Source organism: Mesorhizobium sp. M0239 (assembly GCF_040321815.1).
Taxonomy (GTDB): Bacteria; Pseudomonadota; Alphaproteobacteria; order Rhizobiales; family Rhizobiaceae; genus Mesorhizobium.
Genome location: NZ_JAMYSG010000015.1, coordinates 128296 through 142707 on the forward strand (window position 1 = coordinate 128296; position 14412 = coordinate 142707).

Genomic DNA, 14412 nt, shown 5'->3' on the forward strand with positions numbered 1-14412 from the left:
GCGTTGAGACGGCTTCAGCAAGAGGATTTTGGGGTGGCGTCTCGAAAAATGGTGACATTGTCCTCACGGCTTGGATCGATGGGGGAGTCGGCGATGGGAGGTTCCAAGTATGGAAGCCAAGGACCCGGCATGGCGGGTTAATGGACATGTGGGACCTCGGAAGAATCGAGGTCGGTGCAACGGTCCGGCTAATCATCATCAGACCGAAAGGCCATTCGTCGAGACTGGGGGAGGCTCGGTCAATACACTCTGCAGGCCTGACTCCAGGACGCTGGCGAGTTGTCGCGGCTGGAGACGATAAAGCCGTGGTGGAACCCGCCTGATAGGACGCACAGGTCCTCTATTTTTGGGAGAAGTCGCATGAAAAAATGGACGCACGCAATGTCTTTTGAGCATTTTAAGGTGAAGCCCAAAAATCCGCGGTGGAGTTGGTCTGGACGCAATGAGGACGGCAGTTCGATAGCTGTGACTCTGTGGCAAGATAGATTTGAGAATGCGGGTAAAACGTATCGCTCCAATGCAGATCGAGACAATCCCGATTGGGCATCGTCTTCTGCTCATAAGGAGCTAATAGAAAATCTGTCTGTCGCAAAGCAGACGAAGAACGAGCTGATACACGTAATTGTTGCGATTCCTCGCGACAAATCCGCAGTAAAACGTTCGATCAAAGAGTGCTTCCCACATCCCAAGCTGAAAATGAGGGTTGAAGAATTGGATGAAGCCAACGGCACCTTCGTGTTGCAAGCTTCATAAACTCGTTGTCTCATTTCTGACCCGGCTGTAGTGGCCCTCGTATGCAGTATATTGGCTACTACAGGGTTTCCACGAAGAAGCAGTCGAGGTCCGGGCTAGGCCTAGAGGCCCAGCAGCAGATGGTCCGACAATTTGCCGAAGCGAATGGGGCACTGGTCGCTGAGTTCGTTGAGGTGGAATCTGGCCGGAATGATCAAAGATATGAATTGGCAAAAGCGATGATTGCGTCGAAAAAGGCGGGCGCGTCGCTACTCATCGCCCGCCTCGACCGCTTTTCTCGACGTGTCAGCTTCATCGCATCGATGATGGAAAAGGGAGTTCAGCTTGTCGTCGCGGAGATGCCCCATGCGACCGATTTCCAGCTGCATATTTTTGCGGCGCTGGCCCAGGAAGAGCGGCGGCTGATATCTGAGCGCACAAAAGCCGCACTAGCTCAAGCTAAACGGAGGGGAACTGTGCTTGGCCGAAATGGAAAGGTGCTAGCGGAAGCTAACCGCCAAAGCGCCATAGCCTTCGCCGTGCAAATTGAAAAAGTCCTGCCTCCACGATGGTCGACGATGTCTTATTCCGAGCTTGCTCGTTGGCTAAACGAGATCGGTGCCACAAGCCCTACCGGCAAGCCGTTTCATGCGCAGACAGTTAAAAGCTTCGCCACTCGACTGCTTCGGCGGCAGGATTATAAAGCCGTCTGACCTCTCGTGCTGCCAAAGTCGTTGAAGGTTTTGGCAGTTAGCAAAGACCGGTTATCGCTTGCCGGGATTATCCTGGATCGCCGCGTGACAATTGCTCTGACCGAGGCTATAAACGGCCCGCAGCGCACTCTGTCAAAGGCGTCGCGAAGGTTCTCCTCCTCTGCCTCGGCTTTTGAGCCAACACAGGCATTTTGATCCTTCCGACCATTGGTCGCGCACAGATCCTGAGCGCTGCACTTTCCCTCATGCAACGCCGCGAACGTATCAAACAAATGAAGGGCCAGCCGCCATAATGCAGCGCATCTGAGGATAGCGAGAACACGATTATCGCTACTCTGTCTCAACGATTGCGTAGCTTAGTCCATAGCTCATCGAGGGCTTGTTCAAGCCCCAATTGTCCAAGCGACCAAATGGCGAGACCTCTCCCACCGTTGTAAAATTCGTCTGGTGAATCGAGCACAATTTGGACGGCTTCGCTTTCGGCTAGCGGCCGCAGCCGTTTCGCGCAGAGGTAGGCGTATGTCGCCGGTTGTCGTTCGCGCAGAATATCCCAGACATCATCTGAGACTCCGCCAGCCTTTAATATTGCCTTGCCGACGACCCAGCCTTCGACACCCGACACGATAAAATCATACGCAAGGCCCTTCAGTATCTCAGGCGCACCGCGGTTGACGAGGACCCTTGCGGCTTTTTGATCGCGAGTATTCTGCCAACACCTGGCGATGAGGTCGTCGCCGTAGTGAATATTGTCAGCGTTGATCGCCTTCAGCCACCTGGCCCGCGCAGATGATGTGTTTTTATCCTCCCATCGGTCGAGAAGAAACAGCCGTCTGGTAGGACTGAATGACAGAAAGAGATGGGATAAGCACGCCTCGATCCGCGACCGCAAACGGCGATCTTCGCCCTGCTCGATCAGCCGCACGGACAGATTATCCACATCAATCCGGCGCTCTTCACAAACTCTGCTAATTCGCTTTCGGATTGCCATGTGGATCTGAAGAGGATCCTTGAGCGTGATGATCGCGGCGTCGCAAAGCTCGTCGACCGATAGGCACCCGACATAGGCATGCATGAATGAAGATGCGGTGTTGTCGTAGAAATCGGCCTTGCTCAAGCCTCGTATGCGCGTGAGCTTGTTTTCAAAGGTCATGCTGCGAGGGGCTCGGCTATCCGGCAACCGCCACTTGCTGCTCGCGATATTCTGCAGCCTTCCGGACCAAATCCAAAAATGTGTATCGTTCTGAGCTGGCGATCGGATGAGTTGAGTAGACCAGTTTGATGAATGGCGCCCAATAGAGGCTCCTTGTAACTTCGATGATGTGGTCGCAGGAGTTCTGTTCGTCGCCTGTTAGATGTGGGACGTAGTTACGATCCCGGACAGAAAAGGTTTTTTTCGCCTGTCCGTACATGTTGCTGCCAAGATCGACTACAAACAACTCTTCCATATCGGCTGCTCTTTGTTCCACATCACGGACGAATGGGCCGAAGTTGTCAAAATACCACTCGATGTCGGTCATCTGTCGCCCATACGTGAGCGCTTGATGCCAATCGGCAAGATAAACCATCTTAGTCAAACGGGCATTCGAAAGCTCGTGAGCCATGTTGGCGGGGTAGTGCTGTAACAGGTATGCCATCACGTCGTGTAGCTGTGCCATCACAATCCGCTTTCTGCCGCTTTGGCTGGATTTGGAACGTACGCACGCAGCTCGTGGATCACTCTCGCGTAATCGTTGATCGACCCATTGATTGTAGCATGAAGAGCATCCTCGGCGAAATGATCCGCATTGATGGCTTCGACCACCAATACGGCGATCGCCTTCCCCTCCAGATTATCGAGCCGCTTAACCCCGTATAACGTCGACTTCATGCGGGTGGAGTCGGTTACAGCCTCCGGGATCGCGTATGTCTTCAAGTTGTAGGCTCGACGCTGCGCTCCCTGAGCGGGAAGAGCATTGTCGAAATGCCATCCCTTTTTCCATCCCTCTGCGATGCAGCCTTGATGGTCCGGGTAACTCGTGCGCCCTGGGCTTAGGAACACTGGGTTTCTGGAGTAACGTCCACACCGAATAAATGAACGACCTTCACTATCGTGAACGTAGAGTGACAGCCGCGCCTGCGATCCTTGCTCAAGTTCCAATTTGTTAGCAAGATTTAAAAGAAGACCGTCAAAAAGGATGACGATAACATTGCCGACTTCTTCGATCTGCCCTGTCTGCGCTGCCAGCTTGTCGCGAAGCCGGCGAATAGTTCCATCGCGAGAGGTCACGATCAACCCTGATCCTAATGCCAAGGCAGCCGAGACCAGGAATATTGGCACGGTAAGAGAAGATATCCATTCGAGAGGCCCTGCCCAAGCTGGGTTAGCCTTCTCCCACTGGGCGAAATCGAAGGTTAGAAACGTACCGCTGATAAGAGCAACGAAAGAGGCGCCCGGCTGCACCCATAGAGCGCACCAGTCTTGAATCCAATTCCAAATGCTGCGTCGAATGCTCCCCAAATCGCGCAAAGCATTTCCCCCGAATCTTCACGCAGTAGAACGCGAATGTTTTCAGATGTCGAGCCGACCTCGGTGGAGGCATCTCAACATGGATCTCGACTGATCGCGGATCTCGATGTCACGGCTTGAGCAGTTCAAGTCGATTGGCCAATTTCTGGAATCAAACGCAGGATCTGACGTTCTGTCTCGGGGTCGGCTCCCGCATTACCCGGACCTTGAGCTTCCTGAAGGGACCACCCAAACGCGCGATGGGACGAAGGCAACCTTCTACCAGCGTTCCAGCACTTTGCGACGCGGCCCTAAGGAGGTGGGATCACAAAACTGTTTGACCTTCTCGTGCTGCCTCAAGGCGTCAGGACGATATGGCTTCAGCACGTTGTATTGGAGCAGAGCAGATTACTTTGACTTGCTATCCTGTGCTCTGATCACATGCCAAATCATGGGAGGTTGCCAGCTTGGGCGAACTATTGGACCGCAACCTACAGCGAGAAATTCTGGGGATTCTTTCTAACGACTACCCTCAACGAACAAACATCAGAAAAGCTTTCGAGGGCGGCGGCGGCAAGCTGGATGTCAACCTGGCCTATCTTGAGGAACACGATCTCGTGTCAGTCCACTGGCACAACGGTCAGGACGGGAGGACGCCCATGCAGGCGTCAATCACGGCAAAGGGGCTCGATTTCATTGCTGACGACGGTGGGCTCGGTACCATCCTTGGCGTCGTGACTGTTAGGCTCCACGGGGACACATTACGTGACCTTCTCATCTCCAGAGTGGAGTCCTCGAACGAGGATGAAACACTTAAGCAGAAGGCAATAGCAAAATTGAAAGAGATCCCAGGGGATGCCCTGGGATCGTTGGCAACGAAAGCTCTAGATGCATGCCTTGCCAGCTTGCCGGCTGTTGCCAGCTGGATGCTAGCCCTGCTTGCCACGTAGCTGACGATAGATCACAAGACTCTAGCCAGCCTTCTTCCTTCGCTTCGCTGCGGCTTTCTTGGGGGGAGCGGCCTTCCGGCCCAAACCCATCGATTTCGCCAGAGAGGAGCGAGCCTCTGAGTAGCTCGGCGCCACCATAGGGTAATCGCGCGCCAGACCCCACTTCTCACGGTACGCTTCCGGCGTGAGGTTGTAGTGAGTCATTAGATGGCGCTTCAACGATTTGAACTGCTTCCCGTCCTCGAGGCAGACGATGTAGTCAGGGAAAACCGACTTCTTCGGATTGACAGCAGGCGTGAGAACCGGCTTTTCGGGCTCTACCGGTTGTCCGACCTTCGACAATGACAGGTTCACGCTGTGGATCAGGTCCGGCAGCGACGCAACGGGCACGGGATTATTGCTGACGTAGGCGGAAACGATATCTGCGGTTAATTCGATCAGATTGACGATCTCATCGGCCAAGGCTCTCTCCTTTAAACATTTAGCCTTCCTAGCTTTTGGCGACAGGCTAATCAACGGCGGGCCAGCCTTCGAGATCATCTCGCACAGATCCATTCCAACATTCCCGAGCCTCGTTTGCCGACAAAGACATTGGGGACGCCGGCCAACTCGTCGCCGATCTTGTCCATCGTAGCTCCCGGAACGCAGGCATTGGCTGGACCAGACCGTTCAGCCAAAATCCACCCGGCGAAGCCGCATCTACAAAATGCGAGGAGCGTCGGATGATTCCCGTCCCATCGATAGAAGTAACGCTGACCCGACTGGACCGACACAAGAGCGTAGGCGAATTCCTCCCCTCCCTTCAGGCAGTTGTCGAACTCGTTCCCGACTTTTCGAAGCTGCTCTGCCGTGGTGATTGGGACCAGCGCGCCGATTTGCTCAAACGGCGGGTCGGGGAACGGCATGAGACTGAGCAAGTTGACCAGGACAGCTGCCGGCTGACGAGCCTTGGCTATGGCTCGAACCAGATGCTGCTCATCGTGCAATGGTGTCAGCCTTGAGATCACCCACAACAGCTCAACCATCACCTGGGCGGGCATCTTGCACTTAAGCAGCGTGCGGATAACGCGGTTCGACATCGGCATTGTCACGGCCGAGGCCAGTGAGACAAGGTCGTCGTCCTCGATTTTTGCCGCCCGGAAGACGTGATTAGCCAGCGATCCTTCGACGGAAAGCACTTGATGGAGCGCGAAATAGACGTGTTTTGGCCTTGCAAACGGTCCGAATTTGCCGAGTGCCGAGACCATGCCGGCAGGGCAGGCGCCAAATGCATCCGTCAGAATCTGCCGGGACTTAGCGAAGGTCAAAAACCGGTAGGTTTCGGCCACATTGCCGATGACCATGCCATAGCCAGCAAGCCATGCATGCCAGGCGTGTCGCCGGCTATCTGAGGCGAGCACGTATTCGCAGATGCGTTCATTTTGCCATATCGACCGAATGTGATTGCTGTCTTGCCGAGCTAGTAGCGTAACAATCCCGTTCTCCGACCCGTTGAGATTGATCAACGGATCAATTGGATGGTGATGCATGGTGGCTATCTCCTGATAGCGTGCCATTCCTCTCGAAAGTCCCAACAGACAACGGCCTAGCGCGAGAAGGGGCTGGCTCGCTAGGTTTCTTTCATTCATGTTGCGCAAGCGATTGGCTGAACCTGCGGGTTCCCATCTGAGGGTGCAAATGTGGACTGAGATCACTTTTGGAAAGCATTCTGGTAAAACGCTGCCACAGCTTCTTCTGACCGACCCCGACTATTTTTTCTGGGCGATGGAGGAAGGCGGCGTATTCAAAGGGAGTCTAGCAACGCAAGCGGCGTCACTTCTCTCCAAGGCTAGGCGGGTAAAGATTCCGAAGGCTAATCCCGATGATTGGAGTGTGGAATATGTATGCGCCCCCGACGGAAAATTCGCTCGTTTTGAAATAGTAGAGGAGGATAGACCTCGCCACGTCGGATCGAGTCTCACAGCAAGGAGCGCAACTCTTGATTTTTCTTTTGTCAGAGGGACCAATCGTTACGACAAAAGTGGCTACAAGCTATTTGTACGGAACTTCAAATATTACTACTTTGGAAGTTCCGATAAGAGGCTGACAAAGAAGATCTGCGAGGAATTTTTCGACAGCTCCAGCAACTTCACCTAGGCTGAAGTTAACGGTTGCCGATAGCTGCCTACTTGGGGATAGCGCCTCCGTCGTAACAGGCGGTGGAGGCCGGCTATGGATGCTCGCGTCATTAAGGCATTGGCTTGCGAGAGCAGGCTGAAGATCCTGGACTTTCTCAATTGGCCGGAACTGTATTTCCCAGACGTTCCCAACGCACGCCAGACCGGGCTGACGAACAAGCTCATCTGTGGCAGACTTGGTATCACGCAAGAGTCTGTCAGCCTGCACATGCGTTGGCTCACCGAAGCCAGATTGGTCTCTGGGACGAAGGTCGGGACGCGAGTTTTCTACAAGCGCAACGAGCCAGGAATTGACGAGGCCATCACCGGCCTATGCGACCTTCTGCAAAAACCGACTTCGACACCGAATGTCTAATCGTGCCTTGGCAGCGCTACTGGCAGCAGACCTTGCGAACGTACGTGTTGCCGAAAGTCGCGTAGGCATCGTCGGGGATCGCGCCTCTGGCCTTCATCTCCTTGACGAGCCCTTGGGCCATCGGCTCGTCGAACGTGCTTTCCAAAGTGATCGCAAACCAGCCATTCGTGGCAAGATAGGCGGTTAGGGGAATCGATGCGGAGCGTACATAGGCCTCGGCTTCAGCATAATTATCAAAGCTCTTGACCTGAATGTGCCTCTCTCCGAATCGCCCGCTGTTGTATTGGTCGACGTGTACCCAGGTGTCATGCATGTAGCCAACCTGAGTCCCGGCACGGACTCGATACCAGCGACCGCTGTTGCCAAGGATCGCCACCCAGCTTCCGTTTCTCAGCACGGCTACGTTCGCCGACTTTCCCTCCGGCAGCGCCTTGAGGGGCGCGGAACCTTTCGGATGCCCGATTCGACCCGAGCGGGCTTCCGGGATCACGAGCGATGGAGCGGCTGGAGAAGGTTGACCGGCTGACGGAGGCGGTGCGGCTGGCGGTGATGGCGTGGTTGATCGCGGCTGAGTCGCCGGCGTCGAGGGTGGTACCTGGCTCGCAACTTGGTTATGGCCAGCCTCTGGCGTGAAGGTAACAACCCTGTATTTCACCATCTCGCTCATCGACAAATAACGGATGTCGTTGCTGTCATACTGCAGCGAAAGCTGGAGTAGGGCCGGGTCCACGCCCATCTCAATCATATAGGTCATGACGTCGGCGGTAATTTGCTGAACGGCGGACACCGCTTCCTGGGTTGTAAGGACGACATCGCCCTGGAAAGACGATTTGTGAACGCCGATCGAGCCCGGGTCAGCGTAGCGGATGACGCCGCCAAGGAAAGCAAGTGAGCATGCTGAGGCACATTCGGCCGCCCGAAACTGGATCGTATTTATCCCTAGTTTGCGAATGAGACGCCCGAGCTCCATGGCCTTCTGGATGTTACCGCCTGGAGATGAGAATGTGACTGCGGTCGCCGAATTGGATCGCACCTGGTTCTCAAAGGTAGACAGGTCGTCCTGATAGGAGAAATCGCCTGACACTAGGATGTAGTGCAGTCCCCAGCCAGCCTGTCCAGCTTGGAATTGCAAGCCGGCGCGCGCCGGACTGCCCAGCAAAGCCGATGCGACAAACAGCAGAACATAGACGGAAAAGACGCGAAACATGGCTCTAAGCACCCCGGCCGTATGTCTAGCGCCAATATGGAACGGCTGTCGATTCAATGTTTGGAAATTGGTGAACTCTAGATCGAAGTTTCTGCAGCGTCCGTACAGCGGCTCTAGAAGTGGATCGAGCCCCTCCCGCAGCGGTGCCATTTGTACTGGTAGCCGGATTGGCCGTTCTTACCGTAACACCATTTCGCCGCTTCAAGCTGACGGGCCAGTGTGTCTCTGACGCCGCACGCCTTGAGGGTTTTAGGATCATCTCCAGAGCCGCCACGGCAATTTTCATTAGCCGCCTCCCACTGACGAATGAGCTTCGTTGGTGGAGCTGCCCTTTTGCTCTCGGCTTTCGTAGCCTGTTCCTGACTAGGCCGAACTGAAAAACTCGGAAGAGGAACCTCCTTTGCAGCAGCCGTGTCCGTCGTAACCTTTGATGGATCTTCCACACTCGGATCGACGATTGTAATGTCAGGCAACGACGCATGTTTACCCGCCTTGCCTATTTCGCAGGCGATCAGCTGCTCACCGTCAATTCGTACAGTTCGTGGATTCTCAACGTCCAGGATGAATGACGCATGGAAATGGTCCCCGCCTTCAATGCAGTCTGCGTCAACTGCGTAACGGTTTGTCCGCAGTGGCTTAACAGTCGCGACCACACATCCTGATTCGGGGAATTCGTAGTAGTGCCCGCTCTTGGAGACAGAGAACTCAATGGAATCGACGTTGCCATTGCGAAATTGCTCACAAAGGTCGGTCGTCCTCATATAGGAACCGTCAGCAACAGGTAGTACATCCGTCGCGTTTGCTGTGTGTGCACCCGCGATCAAGAACAGGAGGGGAAGCGTGGTCCTGCAAAAATACCGTGCTAGCGTTCCGCCTGAAAAAACACGCATACGATTCGTACCTCGGAGCTATCGATCGGTTGATCCTGTGACCCATGAATCCGGACCCTAGAACTTCAAACCCTTCCCTGATCCTGGCTTGATCTTTACCACGACCTGTAGCGCCCAGGCGGTGCAATCCTCTTCTATTCGAAAGAGTTCGCCTTCTGTGGTTCTGCCTTTGAACGCGAAAGGCTGAGCGCCCTTGCATACCTCGGCGGCGGAGATAACCTCCATTTCGGCTGAGCCGCCAAACGTGTTGACGAATTCCTGCGAAATTTGGCGCAGTCCGAGCCCATCCGCTCCGAAAAAGCACGCGGCGAACACCATTTTTTCGATCTTGCCGTTGCCGTCGAACGTGATCCACCCGCAGGGATTATCCCCGTCCATAAGCGTGGCGCGCTTGGGTTCGCTATCGTCACCTTGCAGTGGTGCTCGCCATTTTACCGTGAATCCTTGGCCCTTCGCGTTATTATCAACCTGATCGGAGCTATCCGACACAGTGAAACCGCGAAAGCTACTATCGGCAAGAAGTTGCGTCGGTGTGGCAATAGCGATAGAGAGCGCCGCCAAAATGCTTCGACAAAGGCGGCTGCGGGAAGAGGCAATGGTCGAAATACTCATCAGCCCGCTCCTCAATAATAGTACCGCTTATTTCGGAACAGATACATCAACAAGTACCCTGGTATCCAAAGCCCGCCGGATACGATCACCAGCAGGATATGGATCCAGTGCGGGAAACGTCTCAAGGTCCAGGCCCCTGACGCAGCCGCGGCTGCCGCTCCGCCGCCGGCATTCATGAACACCTGGGGAGCATGCTTCTGGCTCTTTAGGAACTCGATTTCACGCATTTGCGGGTCGAGGATTTCGCCGCAGTGTTTGCATTTCTTGGACTTGGGATTGATCGGCTCCGAGCAATACGGGCAGTCGATCGTGCTTACTGGAGCTGCTGCTTCTTCCAAGTGGTCCCCCAACGGTTCTGAAATCAAAACTCGAACGGCCAATCGCCGTCGCCCAAATCATATCATGGTCCTATATTACGTGGTTTCAGACAAGTCCAAATGATTGCTTCCGATAAATGGAAGTCCAATCGTTGGTAGCTTGGAATCTGAGGCAGCTGAGAGTGCGACGAGGCATCTCTCAGGACGATCTCGCTTACAGTTCAGGCGTCGAGCGGGCTTATGTTGGCTATCTCGAACGCGGAATGCGCAATCCTACGATCACCACATTGGCGAAGATTGCAAAGGCGCTCGATATCCACATTTCACAGCTGTTTCGGGAGCCTGAGTCAGGCGAAGTCGTTCCGTCAACTTTAAGTCCTGGACGCAAAAAGGCCGGCTAATGTTCGACCTATCCCGCTGTTTCAGGCGGGATAGGTCGTGGTTTCCGGCTGAAGTCAGCGGCCCTTCTTGAACCGAGCCCTGACCTGCTCGGACACACTGGCCAACTGGCTGTCGAACGTGCCGTCCACGGCTGCTGTTCGGGCCTTCTGAAGCGCATCGATCACACCAGCCATATCGACGCATGCAATCGCATGCTTGCCCTTGGCAAGTTCCAGGGGAATCTTGCCATACTTGATTGCCAGCGTCGGCTTGCCCTCCAAGTCGATCGTCCACCAGCGGCCACGGAACTTGCGACCCTGGTTTTCCGGTTCGGCCATATACAGCTGATGGTCGATCTGCATAACCAACCTCTGCCGACGCTTGGATGCGGGGTCCGATGCGTCCTGCTTCGGGGTAGCGACCAGTTTCAATCCTTCGAATGCCATTGTGATCTCCTTTCTTGTTGATCGACAACGGCATCCCGTCGAACGACTGTGAAGGTCAACGGCGATGAACGGAGCCAGACACCGCCTACCCAGGCACGGCAAGAGAAACCCTGGATAGGTGGGTCAGATATTCAATTTTTGAAAAATAAAAGAAATCCGTAAAAGTTTAATATGGGTGTGGGAGGATGAACAATTACGGAAAACCAAATGCATCCCGAAGGGATGTCGATATAATATTCAATGACCATTCAATTTCAATAGGAATTCCTAAATTTATACGGATATCTATTTCATATTCCGAAAAACGTCTGTTGACGGACCGTTTGTGAGGATGAACGGTGACATCAGTAAAAGATGGGAAGGAATTGCGTAGCCTGGGACTCGACGACCCTATGGATTGGCTGGGTGTGAGATGGCGGAGTAATTCGTTTCCAACTTTTGCTGATCGAGGAACAGGTCGGTGTCCAACTCCGGAAAATGATCCTGCTTGAGTAGGTGAAGGGCTGACACCACTCGGGCTGTCGCTGGCGTTTTGTAGGGGATGAAGTCGTTCCTTGCGTTGTCAACGTCGGTGACCGTGCAGGGAATTCCGACACCTATGAGGATCTCGCACAGCGCCTTGTGCCTGATCCTTCCTGACCTCGCTTGAACTGCATCGAACCCCGCCTGCAGACGACGGAATGCCCTCGTGAGATCCCTTCTCAAGCGCAGAAGGTCGGCGTCTTCTGACTTGCGCATATAGGTTTGTGATGACGGATTCGATTTCCTATTCGTCTCCAAATAGTTGAGAAAACTACTTAAATCCGGCACGGATTTAAGTAGCCTGAAAGGCTGGCGATCCCATTTCTGCCAGGCATCTCTTATCCCAAGGAATTCCTCAAGGCTTTCCAACGGTTGGGATTGAAATGACAAATGTGTGTACGCCTTCCCATTGAAGTCGACCGTTCGATCCTGAGGGTCGACGGGACGTCGTTTCCAGTCGAATTCCATCGATAGCCGCTTGGTGATCGAGCGATACACGAAGTCCGACCCATAGCGAATGGTGTCCTTTAGACCGATTCCTGACGTGTATTGCTGGGTCTCGCCCGGTGTCCGGTTGAAGAAGAGTTCAACGACACGAGCGTTTTCCTCCTGATCCGTCAGGTCGAACTGGGATTTGATCCCACCCTTCTGTATGACGATATTGGCCTTGTTCCCATCGCCAAGTTTTAGCGTTGCCGAGCCTCTAGTGCGCCATCCAAGTGGCTGGCGGATCGTATGTTTGACTTCTAATGGCTGATCGTCCTGTACGAGCCGGCTCCTAGCCTGCCGGAACGACTGAAACAGTGGACCGCTTGTTGCGGCGGCAATTTCGGCGTCGCTGGCATGCGAAAGAAAACCATCGGTGGTGACACTAAACACCTGAACATTGCTGGGAAACCGATTGAGAATCTCACCGAGCACTGCACGGGTGTACGATGTGATGAACGACGCGAAGAATGGTTGGGTTAGCGTGCTTTCGGGTAGCTCGACCATGTCATCGTCGCGCAGGTCGTACACCCGTTTCTTGCGAAGACCCTGTGCGGTTTTTCCATATGTGCTGTTGCCGACTTCCTTCCAGAATAGGTTTTCGAACGTTCCCTTTTTGTGAGCTGACCGCTCGGTAATGCAATCGGTAATGAACCTGCTGAATATTCCGGTATCGCGTTCGACCGGCACCCTAATTGACCTTTTCATCGCCCCAAACTGCGCGCCGAGCTGCTTGGCGAGAACCACTTCTGGAGCAGCGCAATAGGACCGCCCTTTTCGAGGGAAAATGATCCCATTTGGTGATCTGACGGGAAGTGTGGGAAACCGAACGCTCTCGGGAAATTCAAAATCGACTGACACGAACGCAAGATCCAGCATGTCGATTTCCTCGATGCTTTCTACCCTATGCATCTGTTCCCAGACAGGCTTGCCTATCAGAGACATCGCTGTGGTGTATGCGGAACTAAGGTCGTGATCCCGCCATATGTGCTCGTCACATATTCCAAAAAGGAACTGTTCGTTCCGGCCGCCGTGATAGGTTTCGGTGACGAAGTCCAACTCGAAATGCACGTCTTCGAAATAGGGAGTGATCGTCTCTTTGATGGTGTACCCCCTCCTTTTGCTAAAGCGAGGCTGTACCCGTTCCTCTTTGCCGAGGACCTCGTTTGGGTCCCATCCGTGGTTTTCCCAGTCGGCAATCACCAGTTTGGACCCGAATGACGTCAGGGTCAGCGGCATTTTGAATTGGTTGAACAATGCGTCGTATTGCCAGATCACCCGCTCCGCATATTCTGTGCAGATTTCAGCGTCTCGGATGGCGTAATCCCGGAAAAGTGGCCAGTTTTCTCCGCGAAACTGCTTCATATTCTCCTTGATTTTGCGCTCTGCCGCTCGATCCTTGTGAAGTTCGATTTTCTCAATGCCGAGCATCTCGCCGATGTCTGCCAGTTTTTTGGCATTGGCTGGCGCCAGCAGGATCGTATCCCTCAGCCTGACCCGGAAGCTTTCGATCTCGTTTCCGTCGCGATCCTCGATCGTCATCGGGATGAAATTCTCGATCGAAACGAACGTGTTTCGGACGTTGTTCAACGACCGTTTGGCCTCACCGCGAAATTCATGGAACATTGGGAGGTCGGCACGCGTGAAGTGCCCGACCAGATAGATATCAGTGGGTACCTTTACGTTAGGGAATTCCTTGATCAGGGTGCCGATCGCTGCCACGACAAAGTCGCGGAGTAGCCATCGTTGCTCGTTCCCTTCTGGAATGATGATCCCACTGCACTGCGGACCATTGACCAATGGATCCTTGGAAACCAGCTTCGTGCAAAATTGATACGAGAGGATTTCGTTCTTCGCATCCAGGGCCTCATCCTTGGTCGGCCCGATCGGATCGCGTGACTGATATTCGGTGTCGAACCCGATAATCAGGTGCGCTGTCGGCGGCGGCTTCTTTTGGCCGCCCTTGCGCTTCGGTGGAGGGAGGACGTTTTCAGGTGGGATAAGAACTGTAATGGGCGGATCGTTAGGATTTGTGGTCGTGAAATATGTTTGCTCGTTGGCTGTTCCGGACCCTCTGCGGCGCGCGTCCGGTGACCTGGATTCGTCTGGTTCTATGCGTTTGTCTTCCAATATTTCCAT

The 14412-nt window shown here is 54.1% G+C and carries 17 protein-coding genes; 6 read left to right on the forward strand and 11 right to left on the reverse strand.

Annotated features, from left to right (window positions below; genetic code table 11):
• Nucleotides 1-360: 360 nt before the first annotated feature.
• Complete coding sequence (locus tag NKI99_RS17690; protein ID WP_352611540.1) at nucleotides 361-753, forward strand: hypothetical protein; 393 nt, start codon at nucleotides 361-363, stop codon at nucleotides 751-753.
• A gap of 41 nt (nucleotides 754-794) precedes the next feature.
• Nucleotides 795-1445: a recombinase family protein gene (locus NKI99_RS17695; protein WP_352611541.1), complete on the forward strand. Its 651-nt coding sequence runs from the start codon at nucleotides 795-797 to the stop codon at nucleotides 1443-1445.
• 340 nt (nucleotides 1446-1785) lie between these two features.
• On the opposite strand, the gene NKI99_RS17700 is transcribed toward NKI99_RS17695, so the two are convergent.
• Genes NKI99_RS17700 through NKI99_RS17710 form a run of 3 tightly spaced genes read right to left on the reverse strand, consistent with a single transcriptional unit; the run spans nucleotide 1786 to nucleotide 3951 of the window.
• Nucleotides 1786-2595: a hypothetical protein gene (locus tag NKI99_RS17700; RefSeq protein ID WP_352611542.1), complete on the reverse strand. Its 810-nt coding sequence runs from the start codon at nucleotides 2593-2595 to the stop codon at nucleotides 1786-1788.
• Between the two features lie 16 nt (nucleotides 2596-2611).
• On the reverse strand, nucleotides 2612-3100 hold the full coding sequence (locus NKI99_RS17705) for a Panacea domain-containing protein (protein ID WP_352611543.1): 489 nt from the start codon (nucleotides 3098-3100) through the stop codon (nucleotides 2612-2614).
• Nucleotides 3100-3951, reverse strand: a complete 852-nt coding sequence (locus NKI99_RS17710; RefSeq protein ID WP_352611544.1) for a hypothetical protein — start codon at nucleotides 3949-3951, stop codon at nucleotides 3100-3102. Before NKI99_RS17710 ends, NKI99_RS17705 begins: the two co-directional genes overlap by 1 nt.
• Nucleotides 3952-4397: 446 nt before the next feature.
• Between NKI99_RS17710 and NKI99_RS17715 the strand changes: the two genes are divergently transcribed.
• On the forward strand, nucleotides 4398-4880 hold the full coding sequence (locus NKI99_RS17715) for a hypothetical protein (RefSeq protein WP_352611545.1): 483 nt from the start codon (nucleotides 4398-4400) through the stop codon (nucleotides 4878-4880).
• Nucleotides 4881-4901: 21 nt separating this feature from the next.
• Here NKI99_RS17715 and NKI99_RS17720 read toward each other — a convergent pair whose 3' ends face one another.
• Together NKI99_RS17720 and NKI99_RS17725 are read right to left on the reverse strand one after the other, a co-directional pair.
• The gene (locus tag NKI99_RS17720; protein ID WP_352611546.1) at nucleotides 4902-5342 is read right to left on the reverse strand and encodes a Ros/MucR family transcriptional regulator; all 441 of its coding nucleotides are present in this window, start codon (nucleotides 5340-5342) and stop codon (nucleotides 4902-4904) included.
• 74 nt (nucleotides 5343-5416) lie between these two features.
• Nucleotides 5417-6436, reverse strand: a complete 1020-nt coding sequence (locus tag NKI99_RS17725; protein ID WP_352611547.1) for a hypothetical protein — start codon at nucleotides 6434-6436, stop codon at nucleotides 5417-5419.
• A 121-nt stretch (nucleotides 6437-6557) separates the two neighbouring features.
• Here NKI99_RS17725 and NKI99_RS17730 point away from each other — a divergent pair, with 121 nt between their 5' ends.
• Together NKI99_RS17730 and NKI99_RS17735 are read left to right on the forward strand one after the other, a co-directional pair.
• Complete coding sequence (locus NKI99_RS17730; protein WP_352611548.1) at nucleotides 6558-7016, forward strand: hypothetical protein; 459 nt, start codon at nucleotides 6558-6560, stop codon at nucleotides 7014-7016.
• A gap of 75 nt (nucleotides 7017-7091) precedes the next feature.
• Entirely contained in the window at nucleotides 7092-7412 is a 321-nt protein-coding gene (locus tag NKI99_RS17735) for an ArsR/SmtB family transcription factor (RefSeq protein ID WP_352611549.1), read from the forward strand.
• 16 nt (nucleotides 7413-7428) lie between these two features.
• Here the strand turns inward: NKI99_RS17735 and NKI99_RS17740 are convergent, their stop codons facing one another.
• From NKI99_RS17740 to NKI99_RS17755, 4 genes are all read right to left on the reverse strand, one after another.
• Nucleotides 7429-8769, reverse strand: a complete 1341-nt coding sequence (locus NKI99_RS17740; RefSeq protein WP_352611550.1) for a hypothetical protein — start codon at nucleotides 8767-8769, stop codon at nucleotides 7429-7431.
• Complete coding sequence (locus NKI99_RS17745; RefSeq protein WP_352611551.1) at nucleotides 8733-9380, reverse strand: hypothetical protein; 648 nt, start codon at nucleotides 9378-9380, stop codon at nucleotides 8733-8735. The genes NKI99_RS17740 and NKI99_RS17745 overlap by 37 nt, the downstream gene beginning before the upstream one ends.
• A 186-nt stretch (nucleotides 9381-9566) precedes the next feature.
• Entirely contained in the window at nucleotides 9567-10121 is a 555-nt protein-coding gene (locus NKI99_RS17750) for a hypothetical protein (RefSeq protein WP_352611552.1), read from the reverse strand.
• 11 nt (nucleotides 10122-10132) lie between these two features.
• Nucleotides 10133-10459, reverse strand: coding sequence for a hypothetical protein (locus NKI99_RS17755; protein WP_352611553.1), 327 nt, complete (start codon nucleotides 10457-10459; stop codon nucleotides 10133-10135).
• Nucleotides 10460-10575: 116 nt separating this feature from the next.
• On the opposite strand from NKI99_RS17755, the gene NKI99_RS17760 reads away from it, so the two are divergent.
• Nucleotides 10576-10839 (forward strand): helix-turn-helix domain-containing protein, encoded by a 264-nt coding sequence (locus NKI99_RS17760; RefSeq protein WP_352611554.1) that lies wholly within the window; start codon nucleotides 10576-10578, stop codon nucleotides 10837-10839.
• Between the two features lie 54 nt (nucleotides 10840-10893).
• On the opposite strand, the gene NKI99_RS17765 is transcribed toward NKI99_RS17760, so the two are convergent.
• Together NKI99_RS17765 and NKI99_RS17770 are read right to left on the reverse strand one after the other, a co-directional pair.
• The gene (locus tag NKI99_RS17765) at nucleotides 10894-11265 is read right to left on the reverse strand and encodes a hypothetical protein (RefSeq protein WP_352611555.1); all 372 of its coding nucleotides are present in this window, start codon (nucleotides 11263-11265) and stop codon (nucleotides 10894-10896) included.
• 390 nt (nucleotides 11266-11655) lie between these two features.
• A complete protein-coding gene (locus NKI99_RS17770) occupies nucleotides 11656-14412 on the reverse strand; it encodes a DNA polymerase (protein ID WP_352611556.1) in 2757 nt (918 codons plus the stop codon).